At 33.6% G+C, this 24,706-nt stretch carries 22 protein-coding genes, 1 tRNA gene and 1 other annotated feature; all 23 genes read left to right on the top strand.

Annotation, left to right across the window (positions count from 1 at the left end; genetic code table 11):
- Positions 1–271 precede the first annotated feature (271 nt).
- The 23 genes from HCG70_RS00100 to rpsJ all read left to right on the top strand — a co-directional run bounded on the left by HCG70_RS00100 (position 272) and on the right by rpsJ (position 24,662).
- The gene (locus HCG70_RS00100) at positions 272–1,981 is read left to right on the top strand and encodes a proline--tRNA ligase (RefSeq protein ID WP_042401904.1); all 1,710 of its coding nucleotides are present in this window, start codon (positions 272–274) and stop codon (positions 1,979–1,981) included.
- A 33-nt stretch (positions 1,982–2,014) separates the two neighbouring features.
- Positions 2,015–3,415 carry a cysteine--tRNA ligase gene (cysS, locus tag HCG70_RS00105; protein WP_042401906.1) on the top strand — a complete coding sequence of 467 codons (1,401 nt, stop codon included), beginning with the start codon at positions 2,015–2,017 and terminating at the stop codon, positions 3,413–3,415.
- Between the two features lie 173 nt (positions 3,416–3,588).
- Entirely contained in the window at positions 3,589–4,002 is a 414-nt protein-coding gene (locus HCG70_RS00110; RefSeq protein WP_221697331.1) for a Mini-ribonuclease 3, read from the top strand.
- Between the two features lie 17 nt (positions 4,003–4,019).
- A complete protein-coding gene (gene rlmB, locus HCG70_RS00115; protein WP_042401909.1) occupies positions 4,020–4,922 on the top strand; it encodes a 23S rRNA (guanosine(2251)-2'-O)-methyltransferase RlmB in 903 nt (300 codons plus the stop codon).
- Between the two features lie 23 nt (positions 4,923–4,945).
- Positions 4,946–5,455 (top strand): NYN domain-containing protein, encoded by a 510-nt coding sequence (locus HCG70_RS00120; RefSeq protein ID WP_042401911.1) that lies wholly within the window; start codon positions 4,946–4,948, stop codon positions 5,453–5,455.
- A 34-nt stretch (positions 5,456–5,489) separates the two neighbouring features.
- Complete coding sequence (gene sigH, locus HCG70_RS00125) at positions 5,490–6,134, top strand: RNA polymerase sporulation sigma factor SigH (protein WP_082423941.1); 645 nt, start codon at positions 5,490–5,492, stop codon at positions 6,132–6,134.
- A gap of 81 nt (positions 6,135–6,215) precedes the next feature.
- Positions 6,216–6,291, top strand: a tRNA-Thr gene (locus tag HCG70_RS00130).
- 65 nt (positions 6,292–6,356) lie between these two features.
- Positions 6,357–7,550 (top strand): elongation factor Tu, encoded by a 1,194-nt coding sequence (tuf, locus tag HCG70_RS00135; RefSeq protein ID WP_055277280.1) that lies wholly within the window; start codon positions 6,357–6,359, stop codon positions 7,548–7,550.
- A gap of 174 nt (positions 7,551–7,724) precedes the next feature.
- A complete protein-coding gene (gene rpmG / locus HCG70_RS00140) occupies positions 7,725–7,874 on the top strand; it encodes a 50S ribosomal protein L33 (RefSeq protein ID WP_042402281.1) in 150 nt (49 codons plus the stop codon).
- Between the two features lie 50 nt (positions 7,875–7,924).
- Positions 7,925–8,155, top strand: a complete 231-nt coding sequence (secE, locus tag HCG70_RS00145) for a preprotein translocase subunit SecE (protein WP_042402286.1) — start codon at positions 7,925–7,927, stop codon at positions 8,153–8,155.
- Positions 8,156–8,193: 38 nt separating this feature from the next.
- Positions 8,194–8,715, top strand: a complete 522-nt coding sequence (nusG, locus tag HCG70_RS00150) for a transcription termination/antitermination protein NusG (protein WP_042402312.1) — start codon at positions 8,194–8,196, stop codon at positions 8,713–8,715.
- 81 nt (positions 8,716–8,796) lie between these two features.
- Entirely contained in the window at positions 8,797–9,222 is a 426-nt protein-coding gene (gene rplK, locus HCG70_RS00155) for a 50S ribosomal protein L11 (protein ID WP_042402288.1), read from the top strand.
- 59 nt (positions 9,223–9,281) lie between these two features.
- Positions 9,282–9,971 (top strand): 50S ribosomal protein L1, encoded by a 690-nt coding sequence (gene rplA, locus HCG70_RS00160; protein WP_042402291.1) that lies wholly within the window; start codon positions 9,282–9,284, stop codon positions 9,969–9,971.
- Positions 9,972–10,016: 45 nt separating this feature from the next.
- Positions 10,017–10,148 (top strand) — a sequence feature (ribosomal protein L10 leader region).
- Between the two features lie 36 nt (positions 10,149–10,184).
- Entirely contained in the window at positions 10,185–10,688 is a 504-nt protein-coding gene (rplJ, locus tag HCG70_RS00165) for a 50S ribosomal protein L10 (protein ID WP_042402315.1), read from the top strand.
- Between the two features lie 33 nt (positions 10,689–10,721).
- Positions 10,722–11,087 carry a 50S ribosomal protein L7/L12 gene (rplL, locus tag HCG70_RS00170; protein ID WP_042402292.1) on the top strand — a complete coding sequence of 122 codons (366 nt, stop codon included), beginning with the start codon at positions 10,722–10,724 and terminating at the stop codon, positions 11,085–11,087.
- A 330-nt stretch (positions 11,088–11,417) separates the two neighbouring features.
- The gene (gene rpoB, locus HCG70_RS00175; RefSeq protein WP_055277880.1) at positions 11,418–15,125 is read left to right on the top strand and encodes a DNA-directed RNA polymerase subunit beta; all 3,708 of its coding nucleotides are present in this window, start codon (positions 11,418–11,420) and stop codon (positions 15,123–15,125) included.
- A 21-nt stretch (positions 15,126–15,146) separates the two neighbouring features.
- Positions 15,147–18,683 carry a DNA-directed RNA polymerase subunit beta' gene (gene rpoC, locus HCG70_RS00180; RefSeq protein WP_042402296.1) on the top strand — a complete coding sequence of 1,179 codons (3,537 nt, stop codon included), beginning with the start codon at positions 15,147–15,149 and terminating at the stop codon, positions 18,681–18,683.
- A 150-nt stretch (positions 18,684–18,833) separates the two neighbouring features.
- A complete protein-coding gene (locus tag HCG70_RS00185) occupies positions 18,834–19,073 on the top strand; it encodes a ribosomal L7Ae/L30e/S12e/Gadd45 family protein (protein WP_042402297.1) in 240 nt (79 codons plus the stop codon).
- A gap of 55 nt (positions 19,074–19,128) precedes the next feature.
- Entirely contained in the window at positions 19,129–19,506 is a 378-nt protein-coding gene (gene rpsL / locus HCG70_RS00190; protein WP_042402301.1) for a 30S ribosomal protein S12, read from the top strand.
- Positions 19,507–19,660: 154 nt separating this feature from the next.
- Positions 19,661–20,131 carry a 30S ribosomal protein S7 gene (rpsG, locus tag HCG70_RS00195; protein WP_005212828.1) on the top strand — a complete coding sequence of 157 codons (471 nt, stop codon included), beginning with the start codon at positions 19,661–19,663 and terminating at the stop codon, positions 20,129–20,131.
- Between the two features lie 77 nt (positions 20,132–20,208).
- Positions 20,209–22,275 carry an elongation factor G gene (gene fusA / locus HCG70_RS00200; protein WP_042402308.1) on the top strand — a complete coding sequence of 689 codons (2,067 nt, stop codon included), beginning with the start codon at positions 20,209–20,211 and terminating at the stop codon, positions 22,273–22,275.
- A 166-nt stretch (positions 22,276–22,441) separates the two neighbouring features.
- Positions 22,442–23,635: an elongation factor Tu gene (gene tuf, locus HCG70_RS00205; RefSeq protein ID WP_055277280.1), complete on the top strand. Its 1,194-nt coding sequence runs from the start codon at positions 22,442–22,444 to the stop codon at positions 23,633–23,635.
- A 718-nt stretch (positions 23,636–24,353) separates the two neighbouring features.
- Positions 24,354–24,662, top strand: coding sequence for a 30S ribosomal protein S10 (rpsJ, locus tag HCG70_RS00210; RefSeq protein ID WP_021876938.1), 309 nt, complete (start codon positions 24,354–24,356; stop codon positions 24,660–24,662).
- The last annotated feature ends 44 nt before the right edge of the window (positions 24,663–24,706 follow it).

Consider the following 24,706-nt stretch of genomic DNA (forward strand, 5'->3'; position numbering starts at 1 on the left):
TAACACCGTTATCATTATTAAAGCACAAATTTAGGTGGTACCGCGGATACAAGTTCGCCCTAATTCTATATTAGGGACGGACTTTTTTTATTTAGAAACAAAAGGATGCAAGAATAAATTAATAATAAAGCTAGAAGAGACTTATTTAAAAATAAAAATAGGGTAAAATTTATTAATAAGTTCTAGCACAATTTATTAATTTCTAATGCTATAGTAATTAACAATTAAAACAACAAGATATTATGTAGAGAAAATCAGGAGGAAGATAATTATGAAGATGTCAAATATGTTAGTATCAACATTAAGAGAAGTGCCAGCAGAAGCTGAAATAGATAGCCATAAGCTTATGCTTAGAGCTGGAATGATTAGAAAAATGGCAGCAGGTGTATATAACTATATGCCAATTGGATTAAAGGTTTTAAAGAACATAGAAGAAATTGTTAGAGAAGAAATGAATGCAGCTGGTGCTCAAGAGTTTTTAGCATCTGCAGTGTTACCAGCAGAATTATGGCAAGAATCTGGTAGATGGGATGTTTACGGAGATGAAATGTTTAGATTAAAGGATAGAAATAATAGAGATTTCTGCCTTGGGCCAACACATGAAGAAGTATTTACAGATATAGCTAGAAATGAAATAAAATCATATAAGCAATTACCAGTAAATCTTTATCAAATTCAAACTAAGTATAGAGATGAAAGAAGACCAAGATTTGGGGTTATGAGATCTAGAGAATTCATAATGAAGGATGCTTATAGCTTCGATAAGGATCAAGCAGGATTAGATATATCTTATGATAAAATGCATGATGCATATGTAAAGATTTTTAATAGATGTGGAATTGATGCTAAGTGCGTTGCTGCAGATTCAGGAGCAATTGGAGGATCAAATTCAGCAGAATTTATGGTTAAATCAGAAGTTGGTGAGGATGATGTAGTGTTCTGTACGGCTTGTGATTATGCAGCTAATATAGAAAAAGCTGAAGCTACTCCAGAGAGAGCAGAGGTTGAAGAATTATTACCAATGGAAAAAGTAGCTACTCCAGATAGCAGAGGAATTGAAGAAGTTTCAACATTCCTAAATGTGTCACCAAAAAAGACTGTTAAGCTATTAATGTTTAATGTAGATGGAAAAATAGTAGGTGTAGTTGTTAGAGGAGATAGAGAAGTTAATGAAGTAAAAGTAGCTAATGCTGCAAAGGCTTCAGGAGATATAGCTATGGCTTCTCATGAAGAATATACAAAAGCTACAGGTTGTGAAGTTGGATTTGGTGGACCAGTAGGAATAAAGGTAGACTTATTATTAGTAGATGAAGAAGTTACTTATATGTATAACATGATATTAGGGGCAAATGAAACAGGATACCACTTAAAGAATGTTAACTATGGAAGAGATTTCGAAGGTACTGTAGGAGATTATAGAAACATTGAAAGTGGAGAAAAATGTCCAGAGTGTGGAGCTGAAGTTACTATAGCAAGAGGAACAGAAGTAGGTCACATATTTAAATTAGGAACTAAATATTCAGAAGCTATGAATGCTACATTTATAGATGAAAATGGTAAAAACACTCCATTTGTTATGGGATGTTATGGTATTGGTGTTACAAGAACAATGGCATCAATAATTGAACAACATCATGATGAAAATGGAATAATATGGCCTCTTTCAGTTGCACCATACCATGTATCAGTTATTCCAGTAAATATTAAAGATGAAGCTCAAATGGAAATAGCTAATAAACTATATGAAGATTTAAGAAAAGTTGGTGTAGATGCTATATTAGATGATAGAAACGAAAGACCAGGAGTTAAATTTAAAGATTCAGAACTTATTGGAATTCCAATGAGAGTTACTGTTGGTAAGAAAATAACTGACGGTGAAGTTGAATTTAAATTAAGAGATGGTGAGATGGAAGTAATAAAAATTGATGATGTTATAGAAAAAGTAAAATCTCAATTTGAAAGTAATAATATAAAATTATAGGATAGAAAAAATAAAAAAAGGAGGAATTTCATAATGAAAATATATAATTCTTTAACTAGAAAAAAAGAAGAATTTGTTCCTATAGTACCAGGGAAGATAAGCATGTATGTTTGTGGACCAACGGTATATAACTATTTTCACATAGGTAATGGAAGAACGTTTATTGTTTTTGATACTATAAGAAGATATATGGAATACAGGGGATATGAAGTTAACTTTGTTCAAAATTTTACTGATATAGATGATAAAATGATAAATAAAGCTAATGAAGAGCATACTACAGTAAAAGAAATTGGAGATAAGTATATAGCAGAATATTATAAAGATGCTGATGGACTTAATATAAAAAGAGCAACAACAAATCCAAGAGCAACTGAGTATATTTCAGAGATAATTGAATTTGTGTCTGGATTAATAGAAAAAGGATATGCTTATGAAGTTGATGGAGATGTTTACTTTAGAACTAAAAAATTCGAAAATTACGGACAGCTTATAGGGCAAAATCTTGATGATTTAAGATCAGGAGCAAGAATTAATGTGGATGAAAGAAAAGAAGATCCTGTAGATTTTGCTATTTGGAAAGCACAAAAACCAGGTGAGCCAGGTTGGGAATGCCCTTGGGGTGTTGGAAGACCAGGATGGCATATTGAGTGTTCATGCATGGCTAAGAAATTACTTGGAGAAACTATTGATATACATGCTGGAGGAATGGATTTAGCATTTCCACATCATGAAAATGAGATAGCTCAAAGTGAAGCTTTAACAGGTAAGAAATTTGCAAACTATTGGATGCATGCAGCATTCTTAAATGTTAATAATCAAAAGATGTCTAAGTCTTTAAATAATTTCTTAACAGCAAGAGATGCTTTAAAGCAATATGATCCTGATGTAATTAGATTCTTAATGCTTTCAGGACATTATAGAATCCAATTAAATTTTAGTAATGATTTGTTAGAATCAGCTAAGGCTTCAGTTGAAAGATTATATAATGCAATTGGAAATTTAGAAAATTTAATTTCAGAAGTAAAAATTAATGAAATGACAGAAGATGAGGTTAAGTATTTAAATTCATTAGATAGTTATAGACAAAGATATATTGAAAAAATGGATGATGATTTCAATACAGCCGATGCGATATCTGTATTATTTGATTTAATAAGAGATATTAATAGCAATGTTGGAATAAATTCATCAAAAGAATTATGTGAAAAAGCATTAGAATTAATTAGAGAATTAGGTTCACCTTTAGGAATACTACAAAAGACAACTAAGGGAAATTTAGAGGAAGAGATTGAAGCTTTAATAGCTGAGAGACAACAAGCTAGAAAAGATAGAAATTTTGCTTTAGCAGATAAAATAAGAGATGAATTAAAAGCTAAAGGTATAGAACTTCTAGATACTCCACAAGGTGTTAGATGGAAAAAGATTGATTAATTAATTTATTAAAAATATAAGAAAAATTAAAGTAGAGTTAAGAGAGAAGGATTAGTGGGTTCCTAATAAATTTTAATAAACTTTATAGAAGTTTATTCCTTCCTTTTAACTCTTAGTTTTTCATTACTATTTTAATAAATATAGTTATTATATAATTGAGGAGAAATTAAAAGATGCTTAAGGATTTAAGAGTAAGAGAATTTACGGAAAAAGAAGCACGACTTCTAAATCCACTTCAACTTGCATTAGTAGGTGATGGGGTTTATGAACTTTTTATAAGAAACTATATATTATCTGAAAATATCGAATTAACTGCTCATAAAATACATGTCAAAGCAATAGGGTATGTTAAAGCTAAAAGTCAAGCAGTTATTATGCATGAAATTGAAGATAAATTAACGGAAGATGAAAGCTATATCTATAAAAGAGGAAGAAATGCTAAATCAGCTACAGTTCCTAAAAATGCAGATGTAAGAGATTATAGAATGGCAACTGGTTTTGAAGCATTAGTAGGATATTTATATTTAACAGGTAATACTGAAAGATTAGAATTTATATTCAATAGTGCAATTTCAATAAAACTATAAGAAAAAGGAGAATAGTCATGACTAAGAGAGAAAATCCAAGAAGAAGAGAAAGAGAATTTAATAAGTTCCAAGAGAAGAGTAACAGATACCAAGAAAAAAACAATAGATTCCAGGATAGAAGAGAAGAAAAAAGAGATAGAAATTATGCTGCTGGAACAAGAGAAGCAAATAGTGAAGCAGTAAGAGAAGATTTAGTAATTGGAAGAAATGCTGTAATTGAAGCACTAAAAAGTGATAGAACAATAGAGTGCTTATATGTAAGTAAAGGTGATTTAGAAGGATCAATAAAAGTTGCTTTAGGATTAGCAAAAGACAAAGGGGTTGTTGTTAAAGAAGCTGATAGAAGAAAATTAGATACAATGTGTGAAGGGTTAAATCACCAAGGAATTGTTGCAAAGGTTACTCCTTTCAAATATTGTGAAGTAAATGATATATTAGAATATGCGAAAAGAAAAGATGAAAAACCTTTTATAGTAATATTAGACGAAATAGAAGATCCACATAACTTAGGATCGATAATAAGAACTGCAGAACTTTGTGGAGTTCACGGTATTATTATACCTAAGAGAAGAAATGTTGGAGTAACATCTACAGTTTATAAATGTTCAGCTGGAGCAATAGAGCATATGAGAATTGCAAAAGTTACGAATATAAATGCAACTATAGATATTTTAAAAGAACAAGGAATTTGGATTTATGGTGCAGATATAGATGGAACAGATTATAGTTATAATACTGATTTTTCTGGACCATGTGCATTAATAATTGGAAGTGAAGGGAAAGGAATTTCTAATTTAACTCTTAAAAAGTGTGATTTATTAGTAAAAATCCCTATGATAGGAAAAATTAACTCTTTAAATGCTTCAGTTGCAGGTGGTATAATGATGTATGAGGTTTTAAAAGGCAGATTAACTAAATAATTTAGTACACATAGGGGTAAAAAGTGAAATTTATATTTATAGATGGATATAATGTAATAAATAGTTGGAGTAATCTAAAGAGTGAAAAAGAAATAAGTTTGGATAGTGCTAGACAAAAACTTATAGATATTTTACATAATTATGGTGCTATTCATCAGTGCAAAATTATGTTAGTATTTGATGGTTATAGAGTAGCTGGTAATTTAGAAAATAAATATGAATACAATAAAAATTTAACAGTAGTATTTACTAAAAGTGGAGAAACTGCAGATGCTTATATTGAAAGAGAAATACATAATATCGGAAGAAGATTTGAAGTATCAGTAGTTACATCTGATTCTTTGGAGCAGCAAACAATTTTCCAAAGAGGTGCAACTAGAATTTCAAGTATAGAATTCTATAATATGGTATTTGATACATCAGAAGATATAAGACGAGCAACTAAGAAAGTATATACTTCACATAAGAGTACTGTTCAAGATAATATTGATGATGATGTTTTAAAAAAATTAGAGGCTATGAGGCGTGGGTAAATATAAAGGCGCTTTTGGGAATGGAGGGGGATTTGTGGATAACAAAGATTATTCGAAAGAGATAGCAAGTGAATTTGAAGGAATGACAGAAGAAGAAATTGTGGTTGAAGCAAAAAATGGAAATAGTAGAGCTCAAGAATATGTTATTTCTAAGTATGAAAGCTTTGTTAAGGTAAAATCTAAATCATATTTCCTGATTGGAGCTGACAAAGAAGATATTTATCAAGAGGGAATGATTGGTTTATATAAAGCAATAAGAGATTTTAACTATGAAAAATCAACTACATTTAGAGGGTTTGCTGAATTGTGTATAACTAGGCAGATAATTACTGCAATAAAAACAGCAACAAGGCAAAAACATATTCCATTAAATACATATGTATCTCTTAATAAACCTGTATCAGAAGATGATTCAGAAAGAACACTTTTGGATATACTATCAAGTATTAAGATAAGTGATCCAGAAGAACTTATTATTGGAAAAGAAGAAAAAAAGTACATTGAGGAAGCAATTTCAAAAGTACTTTCAGATTTGGAAATGGAAGTGTTACAATCTTATCTTGATGGTAAGTCTTATCAAGAAATTGCATGTGATTTAGATAGGCATGCAAAGTCTATAGATAATGCACTTCAGAGAGTGAAAAGAAAGCTTGAAAAGTGCCTTTCCGACACTAAATAATAATAGTAAATTAATATTGACAAAAAAAACAAATGATAGTAAACTTTATAATTGGTATATTAAAGTGAATAGCACTTTAATGCTCATGTAGCTCAGTTGGCAGAGTGTCGCCTTGGTAAGGCGGAGGTCGTCGGTTCAATCCCGATCATGAGCTCCATGGAGAATATAAATTAGTATGCAAACGCTAGGCAAAGTTTATTTAAAAATAAGGAGGAATTTCAAATGGCAAAGCAAAAGTTCGAAAGAAGTAAACCACACGTAAATATCGGAACAATCGGTCACGTAGACCACGGTAAGACTACATTAACAGCTGCTATCACAACAGTATTAGCAAACAGAGGATTCGCAGAAGCGTTCAACTATGCTGATATCGATAGAGCTCCAGAAGAAAAAGAAAGAGGAATCACAATCAACACTGCACACGTTGAGTACGAAACAGAAAACAGACACTACGCTCACGTTGACTGTCCAGGACACGCTGACTATGTTAAGAACATGATCACTGGTGCTGCACAAATGGACGGAGCAATCTTAGTTTGTTCAGCTGCAGATGGTCCAATGCCTCAAACAAGAGAGCACATCTTACTTGCATCAAGAGTAGGTGTTGACTATATCGTAGTATTCTTAAACAAAGCAGATATGGTTGATGATGAAGAATTATTAGAATTAGTTGAAATGGAAGTTAGAGAATTATTATCTGAATACAACTTCCCAGGAGATGACATTCCAGTAATCAAGGGATCAGCTTTAAGAGCATTAGAAAACCCAACAGATCCAGAAGCAACAGCTTGCATCATGGAATTAATGGATGCAGTAGATAGCTACATCCCAACACCAGAAAGAGCAACAGATAAGCCATTCTTAATGCCAGTAGAAGACGTATTTACAATCACTGGTAGAGGAACAGTTGCAACAGGAAGAGTTGAAAGAGGAATACTTCACGTAGGTGACGAAGTAGAAGTAATCGGATTAACTGAAGAAAGAAGAAAGACTGTTGTTACAGGAATCGAAATGTTCAGAAAGTTATTAGATGAAGCACAAGCTGGAGATAACATCGGAGCATTATTAAGAGGTGTTCAAAGAACAGACATCGAAAGAGGTCAAGTTTTAGCAAAAGTTGGATCAGTTAACCCACACAGCAAGTTCGTAGGTCAAGTATACGTACTTAAGAAAGATGAAGGTGGTAGACATACTCCATTCTTCGATGGATACAGACCACAATTCTACTTCAGAACAACAGACGTTACAGGATCAATCAAATTACCAGAAGGAATGGAAATGGTTATGCCTGGAGACCACATCGATATGAACGTTGAGTTAATCACTCAAGTAGCTATGGATGAAGGTTTAAGATTCGCTATCAGAGAAGGTGGAAGAACTGTAGGTTCAGGAGTTGTTACTTCTATAATAGAATAGTAGATTAATTACTTCATATATAAAGGGCTGGGTTAGTTTACCTAGTCCTTTACCAAGCTAATATTATTGACATAATATCGCTTTTATGATAGAGTGTTTAAGTAATTAACGAATTAGGTAACACAATATCATATATACTTATATAATTATTTGGATAAACTGGAGGTGCAGACTGTGAGAGTAAAAGTAACATTAGCATGCACAGAGTGTAAGCAAAGAAATTACAACACAATGAAAAATAAGAAAAACAACCCAGACAGAATGGAAATGAATAAATATTGCAGATTCTGTAAAAAACACACACAACACAAAGAAACTAAATAGTTCGCTTTAGAGTAATGACACGTACTCGCAATAGTTAAGGATGTGAAGTAATGGCTATTAAAGAAAATGTAAATATTAATACTAAAACTTCTGAAAAAAGAGGGCTTTCTAAGTTTTTTAGAGAACTTAAGGCAGAGGTTAAAAGAATAACTTGGCCTTCTAAAGATGACACAAAAAAAGCGTTAATTGCAGTAGGCGTAGTCGTACTAATATATATAATATTAGTTGGCGGGTTAGATTATATTTTTACAAACCTCTTTAAATTGATTTTTAAACTATAATAAAGGAGGTTTAGGTGAGTTTCTCATCTATAGTAAATATGAGTGAAAGAGCTAGATGGTATGTAGTACACACATATTCAGGTTACGAAAATAAGGTTAAAGCAAATATTGAAAAGACCGTAGAAAATAGAAATCTTGAAAATCTACTTCTTGATATACAAGTTCCTATGGAAGAAGTTATCGAAGAAAAAGATGGTAAACAAAAGGTTTCTTTAAAGAAAAAGTTCCCAGGATATGTGTTAATAAAAATGCTTATGACTGATGAGTCATGGTATGTGGTTAGAAATACTAGAGGTGTAACAGGATTTGTTGGCCCAGGTTCTAAACCAGTACCTCTTACTGATGAAGAAGTTGAATCAATGGGTGTTGTAGAAATGCCTATAGATATAGACTTAGAAGTAGGAGAAAGTGTAAGAGTTATCTCAGGACCGCTAAGAGAATTCGTAGCGATAATTCAAGAGATAAGTGTTGAAAAACACAAGATAAAAGCTTTAATAGATATGTTCGGCAGAGAAACGTTAGCTGAACTAGATTTTAACCAAGTTGAGAAATTAGTTTAGTATTAAAAATATAAAACTAATGTTTTTAATTAAGTGGGAGGACAAAAAGTCCGTATTACCACAGTATAGGAGGAATAGTAAATGGCTAAGAAAGTAACAGGAATGATTAAATTACAACTTCCTGCAGGTAAGGCAACACCAGCACCACCAGTAGGTCCAGCATTAGGACAACACGGTGTAAACATTATGGGATTCTGTAAGGAGTTTAACGCAAAGACTGCTAATCAAGCTGGATTAATAATACCAGTTGTTATAACAGTATACCAAGATAGATCTTTTAGTTTTATCTTAAAGACTCCTCCAGCTGCAGTTCTAATTAAGAAAGAATTAGGATTAGAAAGCGGTTCAGGAGTTCCTAACAGAACAAAAGTTGGAACATTAACAAAGGATCAAGTTAGAAAGATCGCTGAATTAAAAATGCCAGACTTAAATGCTGCTACAATCGAAACTGCAATGAGCATGATCGAAGGTACTGCTAGAAGTATGGGTGTTACAATCGCAGAGTAATTCTGATTTTTTATTAAGTGGGAGGTAAAAACCGCTAAAACCACGAAGGAGGCATAACAATGGGAAAGAAATATATTGAAAGTTCAAAATTAGTTGATAAGAACGTTTTATATACACCAGCTGAAGCTTTAGATTTAGCTGTAAAAACTGCAAAAGCTAAATTCGATGAAACTATCGAATTACACGTTAGATTAGGGGTAGACCCAAGACACGCTGACCAACAAGTTAGAGGAGCTGTTGTTCTTCCAAACGGAACTGGTAAAAGCGTTAAAGTATTAGTATTTGCTAAAGGTGCAAAAGCTACAGAAGCACAAGAAGCTGGAGCAGATTTCGTTGGAGCTGAAGAATTAGTTCAAAAGATCCAAGGTGAAAACTGGTTTGACTACGATGTAGTAGTTGCTACTCCAGATATGATGGGTGTAGTTGGTAGATTAGGTAGAGTATTAGGACCTAAGGGATTAATGCCAAACCCAAAATCAGGAACAGTAACATTTGATGTAGCTAAAGCTATAGCTGATATCAAAGCAGGTAAGGTTGAATATAGAGTTGATAAAACTGCTATCGTTCACTGCCCAATCGGAAAGAAATCATTTGGTGTTGAAAAGTTACAAGAAAACTTCCACGCTTTAATGGATGCATTAGTTAAGGCTAAACCAGCTGCTGCTAAGGGACAATACGTTAAATCTGTATCAGTTTCAAGCACAATGGGACCTGGAGCTAAGATTAATCCAACAAAAGTTTTAGATTAATATTGACATAGTGAAATTAACATAGTATAATAAATTTCGTTGTGAAAAAAGAGAATACTGTTTCCGTAGACAGTAGGTGCCGTAAGGTTTAAAGTAATCGCCTGCCTAGGATAACTAGATAAGTGATTATTTATTTGGTCTTCCTGTGTCTATGGGAAGACCTTTCTTAATATATATTACAGTTAATAACTGTGAGGAGGTGGACACACAGTGATAAAGAAGAACAGACAAATCAAAGAAGCTAAAGTAGCTGAGATTAAAGAAAAGTTAGAAAAAGCTCAAGGTGTAGCATTAGCTAGTTACCAAGGTTTAACAGTTGAAGAAGATACAATGTTAAGAAAGAGCTTAAGAGAAGCTGGTGTTGAATATAAAGTTTACAAAAACACATTAGTAACATTAGCTGCTAACGAATTAGGTTTAGGTGATTTAGTTCAATACTTAGAAGGACCAGTTTCAATAGCTTTCGGTTACGAAGATGCTACTGCTCCTGCAAGAGTATTAAATGATTTTGCTAAAGATCATAAGAAGTTAGAATTAAAAGCAGGTGTTGTTGACGGTATTGTTTATGACAAGGCTGGAGTTGAAAAACTTGCAACAATCCCATCAAAAGAAGTTCTTATTGCAAAACTTCTTGGAAGCTTCAAAGCTCCATTATCAAACCTTGCATACTTATTAAATGCAATTAAAGAAAAAAAAGAATCAGAGTCAGCTGAATAATAAACTGATAAAAATTTTGGAGGTGCAATTAAAATGACAAGAGAAGAAATCATTCAAGCTATAAAAGAAATGACTGTTTTAGAATTAAACGAATTAGTAACTGCTTGCGAAGAGGAGTTTGGTGTTAGCGCTGCTGCTCCAGTTGCTGTTGCTGGTGGAGCTGTTGCAGGTGCTGCAGCTGAAGAAAAGACTGAGTTTGACGTAGTATTATCAAATGCTGGTGCAAACAAGATCAAAGTTATCAAAGTTGTTAGAGAAATAACTGGATTAGGATTAAAGGAAGCTAAAGAAATAGTTGACGGAGCTCCTAAGACATTAAAAGAAGCTGTTTCTAAAGAAGAAGCTGAAGACATGAAAGCTAAATTAGCTGAAGTTGGAGCTGAAGTAGAAGTTAAGTAATTTCTTAACTTAATATAAAAAGGTGCTTTATAGCACCTTTTTTAATGCCCAAATCATGAAAAAATTGAAAATTTAGAATGAGAAATATTTTTTTGAGAATACTATTATATTAATGGAGTGTAAATAATATACAAAAGTGTTGACAAAAAAAATAGGGTATGTTACTATCATAAAATGTACTATTCATTATGGATAATTATATATTCTTGCGAAAATGAGTATAATCAAGTATAAAAATGGTTATACTATAACGTGATGCTCTCCGAAAGTATATGTCCTTAGGGAAATTATGCTTTTGGTTATTTTACTTTAAACAAGGGGTGAAAATTCATGGTACATCCTGTCCAAGTCGGAAAAAGAACTAGAATGAGCTTTGCTAAGGTTAAAGATGTAACCGAAATGCCAAACTTAATCGAGGTACAATTAGATTCTTATGAGTGGTTTTTGAGAGAAGGATTATTAGAAGTTTTTGACGATGTTAATCCTATTTCAAATTTCACAGGAAATCTTGTACTAGAGTTTGTAGATTACAAACTTGATATGGATAATATTAAGTATTCAGTGGAGGAGTGTAAGGAAAGAGATTGTACTTATGCAGCACCATTGAAGGTGTCAGTAAGACTGACAAACAATGAAACAGGAGAAATAAAAGAACAAGAAGTGTTTATGGGAGACTTCCCACTAATGACTGAACAAGGTACTTTTATAATTAATGGGGCTGAGAGAGTTATCGTAAGCCAATTAGTTAGATCTCCAGGTGTATACTATAGTAATACTGTTGATAAAAGTGGTAAAAAATTATTTTCATCAACTGTTATTCCTAACAGAGGTGCGTGGTTAGAATACGAAACAGATTCTAATGATGTTATTTATGTTAGAATTGACAAGACAAGAAAACTACCAATTACAATATTAGCTAGAGCTATGGGTTATGGAAGTGACCAAGAGCTTTTAGATTATTTTGGTGAAGAAGAAAGATTCAAAGCGACTATTGAAAAAGACAACACTAAGACTAAAGAGGAAGCTTTACTTGAAATCTATAAGAGATTAAGACCAGGTGAACCACCTACAGTTGATAGTGCGGTTTCATTAATTGACTCTTTATTCTTTGATGCTAAAAGATATGATTTATCAAGAGTAGGTAGATACAAATTTAATAAGAAATTAGCTATTAATCTTAGATTAATTAATCAAATTGCAGCTGCTGATATAATAAATCCTTCAACTGGAGAAATAATGGTTGAACAAGGAGAAAAAATAAGCAGAACAATGGCTTCTAACATTCAAAGTGCAGGAATTAACTCTGTTGACATTTTAGTAGAAGATAAAGTGTTAAGAGTAATAGGTAACCACTTTGTTGATTTAGAAAAAGTTGTATCATTTGATGTAAGTGATTTAAACATAAGAGAAGCTGTCCATTACCCTACTTTAATGGAAATTCTTGACAATTATGATGATGAACAATCTATCAAAGAAGAAATCAAAAAGAACATAACTAGATTAATACCTAAACATATTATAAGAGATGATATATTTGCAACAATAAGTTATGAATTAGGATTAGCTTATGGAGTTGGATATACTGATGATATAGACCATTTAGGTAATAGAAGATTAAGATCTGTTGGTGAGTTATTACAAAACCAATTCAGAATTGGTTTATCAAGAATGGAAAGAGTAGTTAAAGAAAGAATGACTATTCAAGATCAAGAAGCAATTACTCCTCAAATGTTAATAAACATTAGACCAGTAGCTGCTGCGATAAAAGAATTCTTTGGTAGCTCTCAATTATCACAATTCATGGATCAAACTAATCCATTATCAGAATTAACACATAAGAGAAGATTATCTGCTTTAGGACCAGGAGGTCTTTCAAGAGAAAGAGCTGGTTTCGAAGTAAGAGACGTTCACCATTCACATTATGGTAGAATGTGTCCTATAGAAACTCCAGAAGGACCAAATATAGGGTTAATCAACTCATTAGCAACATATGCTAAAGTTAATGAATATGGATTCATTGAAACTCCATATAGAATTGTTGATAAAGAAACTGGAATAGTTACAGATGAAATCAGATACTTTACTGCTGATGAAGAAGATTTATACTTAATTGCACAAGCTAAAGAACCTATAGGTGAAGATGGAAGATTCGTTGACAGTAGAGTTACTGTTAGACATAAGCATGATATTTTACAAGTTAATGCTAAAGACGTAGATTTAATTGACGTTTCACCAAGACAAATAGTTTCAGTTGCTACTGCAATGATACCTTTCCTTGAAAATGACGACGCATCAAGAGCACTTATGGGAGCGAACATGCAACGTCAAGCAGTTCCACTATTAAAGCCTCAAGCTCCAATAGTAGGTACAGGAATTGAATATAGAGCAGCAGCAGATTCAGGAGTATTACCTAAAGCTAAAAACTCAGGTACAGTTGTATATGTTAGTTCATCTGAAATCAGAGTTAAGAGAGATCTTGATGGAGGAATAGACACATACAAATTACTTAAATTCAAGAGAAGTAACCCAGGTACTTGTATAAATCAAAGACCTTTAGTAGATAAGGGTGAAATTGTATTTAAGAACCAAGTATTAGCTGATGGTCCAGCAACTGACCTAGGAGAAATCGCATTAGGAAAGAATATCAGAATGGGATTCATTACTTGGGAAGGTTACAACTACGAGGATGCTATGCTTATCTCTGAAGAATTAGTAAGAGAAGATGTATTTACTTCTATCCATATTGAAGAATATGAATGTGAAGCTAGAGATACTAAGCTAGGACCAGAAGAAATAACAAGAGATATTCCTAATGTTAGTGAAGATGCTCTTAAAGATATAGATGAAAGAGGAATAATCAGAATCGGTGCTGAAGTTAGATCAGGAGATGTACTTGTAGGTAAAGTTACACCTAAGGGAGAAACTGAATTAACAGCTGAGGAAAGATTATTAAGAGCTATATTTGGAGAAAAAGCAAGAGAAGTTAGAGATACTTCATTAAGAGTACCACATGGAGAAGCTGGTATTATCGTTGACGTAAAAGTATTTACAAGAGAAAACGGTGATGACTTAAATCCAGGTGTTAACGAACTTGTAAGATGTTATATAGCTCAAAAGAGAAAAATATCTGTTGGAGATAAGATGGCCGGTCGTCATGGTAACAAAGGGGTTATTTCTAGAGTTTTACCAGAAGAAGATATGCCATTCTTACCAGATGGTAGACCACTACAAATTTGTTTAAATCCACTAGGGGTTCCATCACGTATGAATATCGGTCAGGTATTAGAAGTTCACTTAGGTTGGGCTGCAAGTGCATTAGGATGGCACATTGCAACACCTGTATTTGATGGTGCAACAGAAAAGAATATAGAAGATTGCTTAGAAAAAGCAGGATACAACGCAAACGGAAAGACTGTATTATATGATGGAAGAACTGGAGAACCATTTGATAATGAAGTTACAGTTGGTATAATGTATATCTTAAAGCTTGCTCACTTAGTTGATGATAAGATCCATGCTAGATCTACAGGTCCATACTCACTAGTTACTCAACAACCACTTGGAGGTAAAGCTCAATTTGGTGGTCAAAGATTTGGGGAAATGGAAGTTTGGGCACTAGAAGCATACGGTGCAGCTCATACATTACAAGAAATCTTAACAGTTAAGTCAGATGACGTTGTAGGAAGAGTTAAGACTTATGAAGCTATAGTTAAGGGTGAAAATATCCCTGAACCAGGAGTTCCAGAATCATTCAAGGTTCTTATTAAAGAACTTCAAGCTTTATGCTTAGATGTTAAAGTATTAAACGAAGATAACGAAGAAGTTAAATTAAAAGAATTCTCTGATGATGATTCAGAGGAATTAGAAGTAAATATCGAAGGAACTGAAGAACTTGTTACAGAACAAGTGGCAGGAGACGATAGTTATACAACTAATGATGAAGAAATCGATGAAGATATTGATTATGAATCATTTACTTTAGAAGGTTTTCATGAAGAAGAATTAGAATTAGATGATTTCGTTAATGACGAACACTAAAATTGAAGGGAGGATATACCCTTGTTTGAATTGAACAATTTTGATGCAATACAAATCGGCTTAGCTTCTCCAAGCCAAATTAGAGAATGGTCTAGAGGTGAAGTTAAGAAGCCAGAAACAATTAATTATAGAACTTTAAAACCAGAAAGAGATGGTCTATTCTGTGAAAGAATATTTGGACCTATGAAAGACTGGGAATGTCATTGTGGTAAATATAAGAGAGTTAGATATAAGGGAATTGTTTGTGACAGATGTGGAGTTGAAGTTACAAAAGCTAAAGTAAGAAGAGAAAGAATGGGGCACATTGAGTTAGCTGCCCCAGTATCTCACATTTGGTACTTTAAAGGAATTCCTTCAAGAATGGGATTACTTTTAGATATGTCACCAAGAGCTTTAGAAAAAGTTTTATACTTTGCTTCATATGTGGTTATTGACCCTAAAGAAACTTCACTTTTAAAGAAACAACTTTTAAGTGAAAAAGAATATAGAGAAGCTGTGGATAAGTTTGGTGAAGAAAGCTTCGTAGCTGGAATGGGTGCTGAAGCAGTTCAAGAAATCCTTGGAGAAATAGACTTAGAAACAACTTCTAGAGAATTAAAAGAAGAATTAAAGACTAGTAGTGGTCAAAAGAAAGTTAGAATTATAAGAAGATTAGAAGTTGTAGAATCTTTTAGAAAATCAGGAAATGATCCAAGATGGATGGTTATAAATGTAATTCCTGTAATTCCACCTGATTTAAGACCTATGGTTCAATTAGATGGAGGAAGATTCGCTACATCTGACTTAAATGATTTATATAGAAGAGTAATCAATAGAAATAACAGATTAAAGAAGCTTTTAGATTTAGGAGCTCCAGATATAATTGTTAGAAATGAAAAAAGAATGCTTCAAGAAGCAGTTGATGCTCTAATTGATAATGGTAGAAGAGGAAGACCAGTTACTGGACCAGGTAATAGACCTTTAAAATCATTATCTGATATGTTAAAAGGTAAGCAAGGTAGATTTAGACAAAACTTACTTGGTAAGAGAGTTGACTATTCTGGTAGATCAGTTATCGTTGTTGGACCAGAATTAAAGATGTACCAATGTGGTTTACCAAAAGAAATGGCATTAGAATTATTTAAGCCTTTCGTAATGAAAAAATTAGTTGAAGATGGAGTAGCTCATAACATAAAGAGTGCTAAGAGAATGGTTGAAAGAGTTAACGAACAAGTATGGGATATACTTGAAGAAGTTATCACAGATCATCCAGTTTTACTTAACAGAGCGCCTACTCTACATAGACTAGGAATTCAAGCCTTCCAACCTGTATTAGTTGAAGGTAGAGCAATAAAACTTCACCCATTAGTATGTACAGCGTATAATGCTGACTTCGATGGAGACCAAATGGCGGTTCACGTTCCATTATCAGTTGAAGCTCAAGCAGAAGCTAGATTCTTAATGCTTGCAGCAGGAAACATAATGAAACCTTCAGATGGTAAACCAGTTTGTGTTCCTACACAAGATATGGTTCTAGGTTCATATTACTTAACTATGGATAAAGAAAACGCTAAGGGCGAAGGAATGTATTTTGCAAATGTAGATGAAGCAATAATGGCTTATAATGTAGGCGAAATTGCTGTTCATGCTGCAATTAATGTAAGAATGCATAAAGTAGTAGATGGAGTAGAAAAATCAGGAATAATTAAGACTACTGTAGGTAAGATTATATTCAATGAATCTATTCCTCAAGATTTAGGATATGTAGATAGAACAAATCCAGAAACAGAATTTGATCTTGAAGTTGATTTCTTAATCACTAAGAAAACTTTAGGAAAATTAATAGATAAGTGTTACATTAAACACGGACCTACTAATACATCTATAATGTTAGATAAAATAAAAGCATTAGGATATCATTACTCATCTATCGGAGCTGTAACAGTTGCTGCATCAGATATGATAGTACCTGAAGCTAAGTATGAACTACTTAAGGAAGCTGAAGAAACAGTTGAAAAAGTAGAAAAGATGTATAAGAGAGGTTTCATATCTGAAGATGAAAGATATGAAAAAGTTATTGAAAAATGGAGTAAGACAACAGAAGATGTTGCCAATGCGTTAATGGATAGCTTGGATAAATTCAACCCAATATTCATGATGGCTGATTCAGGAGCCAGAGGATCTAAGGCTCAGATAAAACAATTAGCTGGTATGAGAGGACTTATGGCCGCTCCATCAGGTAAGATTATCGAATTACCAATCAAGGCTTCATTCAGAGAAGGTCTTGACGTATTAGAATACTTCATATCAACACACGGTGCTAGAAAGGGTAATGCCGATACAGCACTTAAGACTGCCGATTCAGGTTACTTAACAAGAAGACTTGTTGACGTATCACAAGACGTTATCGTAAGAGAAGAAGATTGTGGTACTGATAGAGGATTAATCGTATCTGAAATCAAAGAAGGTAACGAAGTAATCGAAGGATTAGCAGAAAGATTATATGGAAGATATACTGCAGAGGATGTTTATGATCCAGAAAGCGGTGAATTATTATTAGGAAAAGATCAATATATTGAATCTCATATGGCTGATAGAATTACAGCAGCAGGAGTTAAGAAGGTTAAAATAAGATCTGTATTTACTTGTAACTGTAAAGTAGGTGTTTGTGCTAAGTGTTATGGTATGAACATGGCTACAGCTCAAAAGATCAATATAGGAGAAGCTGTTGGTATAATTGCAGCTCAATCAATCGGTGAACCTGGTACTCAGCTTACAATGAGAACATTCCATACTGGTGGGGTTGCTACTGGTGCGGATATCACTCAAGGTCTTCCTAGAGTTGAAGAATTATTTGAAGCTAGAAAACCTAAGGGTCTTGCAATAGTTTCTGAAATTGCAGGTACTGTAAGAGTAGAAGAAACTAAGAAGAAGAAAACTGTGTTTGTAATGGCTGCTGACGGTGAAGAACGTAGCTATGACATTCCATTTGGTTCAAGATTAAGAGTATCTGATAATGATGTTATTGAAGCCGGAGATGAAATTACAGAAGGTTCAGTTAACCCACATGATATTATGAATATTAAAGGTGTTGAAGGAGCTAGAAGATATTTACTTTCAGAAGTTCAAAAGGTTTATAGACTACAAGGGGTTGATATCAACGATAAGCACTTAGAAGTAGTTGTTAGACAAATGACAAGAAAAGTAAAAGTTTCTGATTCAGGAGATACAGATTTATTACCAGGTACTATGATAGATATGTTTGATTTTGAAGAAGAAAATGCTAGAGTAAGAGAGTTTGGTGGAGAAGAAGCTAAGGGAGAAATGGCTTTATTAGGTATAACAAAAGCTGCCCTTGCAACTGATAGTTTCTTATCAGCAGCTTCATTCCAAGAAACAACTAGAGTACTTACAGAAGCAGCAATAAAAGGAAAAATAGATCCATTAATAGGATTGAAAGAAAATGTTATTATAGGTAAGTTAATTCCAGCTGGTACTGGTATGATGAGATATAGATCTGTTAAGCTAGATGTACCAACAGAAGAATTAGAAGAAGATAATATTGATACAATAGAATAATACAATGCAATTTTATTGACATGTGTATGCTTAAATGATAAAATACCAATTGTGTGATTTAAAGCTACACTACAGTATGATTGTCTACATGATTTATGGAGGCATCCTGTATAGCATGCCTCTATGATCTTTAATTAAGGAGGGGGATTCATGTTAGACAGAATTGTAGTAAAAAAGGTTATTGGAATAAAACAGTGTACTAAATTGATTAAAAACAACGAGGGAAAAGTTTTATATGTAGCTAAAGATGCAAATGCTAAGTTGATATCTCCAATAATTCAACTTGCAAAAGAGAAAAACATTGAGATTGTAGAAGTATCTACAATGAAAGAACTTGGGAAGATAGGCGGGATTGATGTTAATTCATCAGCGATATTGACCCTAGAATAATAAATTAGTGTTTATCTTATTTTATATAGATAAATAAATTTCAGGAGGTGAAGAAATGCCAACTATAAGCCAATTAGTAAGAAAAGGTAGAAAGACTGTTGTTAATAAATCAACAGCACCAGCACTAAACGAGTGTCCACAAAGAAGAGGAGTTTGTACAGTTGTTAAAACTACTACTCCAAAGAAGCCTAACTCAGCGTTAAGAAAAATTGCGAGAGTAAGACTTACAAATGGATTCGAAGTAACTGCTTACATCGGTGGTGTAGGTCACAACTTACAAGAGCACAGCGTTGTTCTTATAAGAGGTGGTAGAGTTAAGGACCTTCCTGGTGTTAGATACCATATCGTAAGAGGAGCACTTGACTGTGCTGGAGTAGCTAACAGATTACAAGGAAGATCAAAATACGGTGCTAAGAAGCCAAAAGCAAAATAGTTTTCTAAACTAAGACAGTGCTTATCTTCGGCATTTACATAGACTAGAAATTTTACATAAGTTTATATAGATGTAAGAAGCGAAGCACTTTACGGTAAGTTTACTTACCGAGTACCTATGAATTAAATTTAAAATTGTTAAGGAGGGAAGAAAAGTGCCAAGAAAAGGATTTATCGCAAAAAGAGATGTATTACCAGATCCAATGTACAACTCAAAAGTTGTTACTAAGTTAATAAACAACGTAATGGAAGATGGTAAAAAAGGAGTAGCACAAAAGATTTGCTACGAAGCGTTTGAAATTATGGCGCAAAAAACAGGCAAAGATGCTTTAGAAGTATTCGAAGAAGCTATGAACAATGTTATGCCTTTATTAGAAGTTAAAGCTAGAAGAATAGGTGGTGCTAACTACCAAGTTCCAATCGAAGTTAGACCTGAGAGAAGACAAACTTTAGGTATCAGATGGATTTTAGCTGCTGCTAGAAAAAGAGGCGAAAAAGTTATGGCTCAAAGATTAGCTGGAGAATTATTAGATGCAGCTAACAATACTGGAGCTGCTGTTAAGAAGAGAGAAGATACTCACAAAATGGCAGAAGCAAACAAAGCATTCGCTCACTACAGATACTAATATTACAAAAACTGTTTTGGCTTATGCCAAAACAGTTTTGTCGAATATAAAATTACTCATTGAGAGGAGGACATAAAATGGCTAGAAAATATCCATTAGAGAAATTCCGTAACTTCGGAATAATGGCTCACATTGATGCTGGTAAAACAACAACAACTGAGCGTATATTATTCTATACAGGAAAGAGCCACAAAATAGGAGAAGTTCATGAAGGTGCTGCTACAATGGACTGGATGGTTCAAGAACAAGAAAGAGGTATAACAATTACTTCTGCAGCAACAACTTGTTTCTGGGAAGGTCATGAATTAAACATCATCGATACTCCAGGACACGTAGATTTTACAGTTGAAGTTGAAAGATCATTAAGAGTTCTTGATGGAGCTGTTACAGTTCTAGACGCTAAGAGTGGGGTTGAACCACAAACTGAAACTGTTTGGAGACAGGCAGATAAGTACGGTGTTCCAAGAATGATTTATGTTAATAAGATGGATGCTACAGGAGCTGATTTCTTCAGATGTGTTAACACTGTTAGAGATAGATTAAAAGCTAATGCAGTTCCAATACAAATACCAGTAGGTGCTGAAGCTGATTTCAAAGGTATGATAGACTTAATATCTAATCACGCTATCATCACTTATGATGATTTAGGTAAAGATGTAAGAATTGAAGAAATTCCTGCAGAATTAGCTGATCAAGCTGAAGAATACAGAATGGCTATGATTGAAGCAATCGCTGAAACTGATGAAGCGTTAATGGAAAAATACCTTGAAGGTGAAGAATTAACTGAAGAAGAGTTACACGCTGCTTTAAGAAAAGCTACTATAGCTAATGAAATAGTTCCATGTATCTGTGGTTCTTCATACAAAAACAAAGGGGTTCAAGAAATGATCAACGGTGTTGTTGCTTACTTACCATCACCATTAGACATTCCTGCAATCCAAGGTCAAACTTTAGAAGGTGAAGAAGATTCAAGAGAAGCTTCAGATGAAGCTCCAATGTCAGCTTTAGCATTCAAGATTGCTACTGACCCATTCGTTGGAAAGCTTGCATTCACAAGAATATACTCAGGTATAATGAACAGTGGTTCATATGTTCTTAACTCAACTAAGGGTAAGAAAGAAAGAATCGGAAGACTTGTTAAAATGCACTCTAACACTAGAGAAGAAGTTGAGTCATTAGAAGCAGGTGAATTAGGAGCAATCATCGGATTAAAGAACACTACTACTGGTGATACTTTATGTGATGAAAACGCACCAATCATACTTGAATCAATGGAATTCCCAGAACCAGTTATTTCTGTAGCTATCGAGCCAAAGACAAAAGCTGGTCAAGAAAAGATGGGATTAGCTTTATCTAAGTTAGCTGAAGAAGATCCAACTTTCAAAACTTGGACTGATCAAGAAACTGGTCAAACAATCATCGCTGGTATGGGTGAATTACACTTAGATATCATCGTTGATAGATTACAAAGAGAATTCAAGGTTGAATGTAACGTTGGAGCTCCTCAAGTTGCGTACAAAGAAACTATCAGATCAGCTGTTAAAGCTGAAGCTAAGTACGCTAAGCAATCAGGTGGTAAGGGTCAATACGGTCATGCTGTAATTGAAATGGAACCAACTGATGGTGAATACAGCTTTGAAAATGCTATCGTTGGGGGAGCTATTCCAAGAGAATATATTCCTGCTATCGACGCTGGTATCCAAGAAGCTGCTAAGAACGGTATAATAGCTGGATACGAAGTTATTAACTTCAAAGTTAAGTTAGTACACGGTTCTTACCACGAAGTCGATTCATCAGAAATGGCATTCAAGATTGCTGGTTCTATGGCATTCAAGAACGCTATGCAAAAAGCAAGCCCAGTATTACTTGAACCAATGATGAAGGTTGAAGTAACTGTACCAGAAGAGTACATGGGAGATGTTATCGGCGATATCAACTCAAGAAGAGGTAGAATGGAAGGTATGGAAGCAGTTAACGGAGCTCAAGTTATAAGAGCATACGTGCCACTAGCTGAAATGTTTGGATATGCTACAGCTTTAAGATCTAGATCTCAAGGTAGAGGTAACTACTCAATGGTATTCGATCACTATGAAGAAGTACCAAAGAGCATTCAAGAAGAAGTTGCTGGTAAAAGAGCAAAATAATTTGTAATAATTTTTTGTAACATTATCCATAATATATTTATGGGTAGTGTTACAGAAGTTAATATATATAAAAAATAATTTAAATTTATAATAAAAAACAATTATTGAATTTTAATGTAAATTTAAAGTTCACATAATATGGTTTCCATAAAGGAGGATTTTCAAAATGGCAAAGCAAAAGTTCGAAAGAAGTAAACCACACGTAAATATCGGAACAATCGGTCACGTAGACCACGGTAAGACTACATTAACAGCTGCTATCACAACAGTATTAGCAAACAGAGGATTCGCAGAAGCGTTCAACTATGCTGATATCGATAGAGCTCCAGAAGAAAAAGAAAGAGGAATCACAATCAACACTGCACACGTTGAGTACGAAACAGAAAACAGACACTACGCTCACGTTGACTGTCCAGGACACGCTGACTATGTTAAGAACATGATCACTGGTGCTGCACAAATGGACGGAGCAATCTTAGTTTGTTCAGCTGCAGATGGTCCAATGCCTCAAACAAGAGAGCACATCTTACTTGCATCAAGAGTAGGTGTTGACTATATCGTAGTATTCTTAAACAAAGCAGATATGGTTGATGATGAAGAATTATTAGAATTAGTTGAAATGGAAGTTAGAGAATTATTATCTGAATACAACTTCCCAGGAGATGACATTCCAGTAATCAAGGGATCAGCTTTAAGAGCATTAGAAAACCCAACAGATCCAGAAGCAACAGCTTGCATCATGGAATTAATGGATGCAGTAGATAGCTACATCCCAACACCAGAAAGAGCAACAGATAAGCCATTCTTAATGCCAGTAGAAGACGTATTTACAATCACTGGTAGAGGAACAGTTGCAACAGGAAGAGTTGAAAGAGGAATACTTCACGTAGGTGACGAAGTAGAAGTAATCGGATTAACTGAAGAAAGAAGAAAGACTGTTGTTACAGGAATCGAAATGTTCAGAAAGTTATTAGATGAAGCACAAGCTGGAGATAACATCGGAGCATTATTAAGAGGTGTTCAAAGAACAGACATCGAAAGAGGTCAAGTTTTAGCAAAAGTTGGATCAGTTAACCCACACAGCAAGTTCGTAGGTCAAGTATACGTACTTAAGAAAGATGAAGGTGGTAGACATACTCCATTCTTCGATGGATACAGACCACAATTCTACTTCAGAACAACAGACGTTACAGGATCAATCAAATTACCAGAAGGAATGGAAATGGTTATGCCTGGAGACCACATCGATATGAACGTTGAGTTAATCACTCAAGTAGCTATGGATGAAGGTTTAAGATTCGCTATCAGAGAAGGTGGAAGAACTGTAGGTTCAGGAGTTGTTACTTCTATAATCGAATAGTTTTAAACTTTTAATTTAGTTTTAAAATCTTTTTAAATATATAATTTTAAATTAAAGCGCTTAAAAAATGTGATCACAAAATAGAAAGAGTAAGGGGACGCCTTTACTCTTTCTTTTTTTCATTTCTAAATTAATATTTATATAAAAATATTTTTATATGATATGTATTAAACAATAACCATATAAGTCGTATAAAGTGGGTTATAATATATGTAATTATAAATTATTAATAATTTAAGTAGAAAAAAATAATTATATATATGAAGAAAAACAATAGAGAAGAGATAAAATTTATATAAAAATGTTTACATTAATAAAGAAAGGTTAATCATATATAATATAAGGCAATACACAGAAAAATTTCATTAATTATACTATTGAAAAAAGTTTAAATTCGATATAAAATAATAACAGTTGAACGACAGAATTACTTCTAAAAGGCTAAAAATTTTTTTGAATAAATGGTTAAAAAAAGATGAAAAAAAAGTCTTGATAAAGATTTATAAAGATAGTATAATAAAGAAGTTGTGTAGCGCAACGCGATGAATCAAGAGGTTGCCGGACTTCCGGGTTATTCTTGAGGAGCAAGTCAGGATCTAGAATCCGACGGCAGGGGTAGTAACTTGTGTTCTTAGTTGTGAAACACCAGGAACAGTTTACAGAACTACAACTGTTGTGCGTTAGAAGTAAAGCGTACATGAAAAGGAGGGAAACCAGAATGTCAAAACAAAAAATAAGAATCAGATTAAAGGCTTTTGATCACACTATATTAGATCAATCTGCTGAAAAAATCGTTGAAACAGCTAAATCAACAGGAGCAAAGGTTGCAGGTCCAGTACCACTACCTACTGAAAAAGATGTTGTTACAATATTAAGAGCTGTTCACAAATACAAAGATTCAAGAGAACAATTCGAAATCAGAACACACAAGAGATTAATCGATATCGTTAATCCATCACCTAAGACTGTTGATGCATTAATGAGATTAAACTTACCTGCTGGTGTAGATATCGAAATAAAGCTATAATAGCTTAACTATTAAATAAACAGTTTGAACGGTTATGATTGCAA

The organism is Clostridium sp. K04, from assembly GCF_019734375.1.
GTDB lineage: Bacteria > Bacillota > Clostridia > Clostridiales > Clostridiaceae > Clostridium > Clostridium saudiense.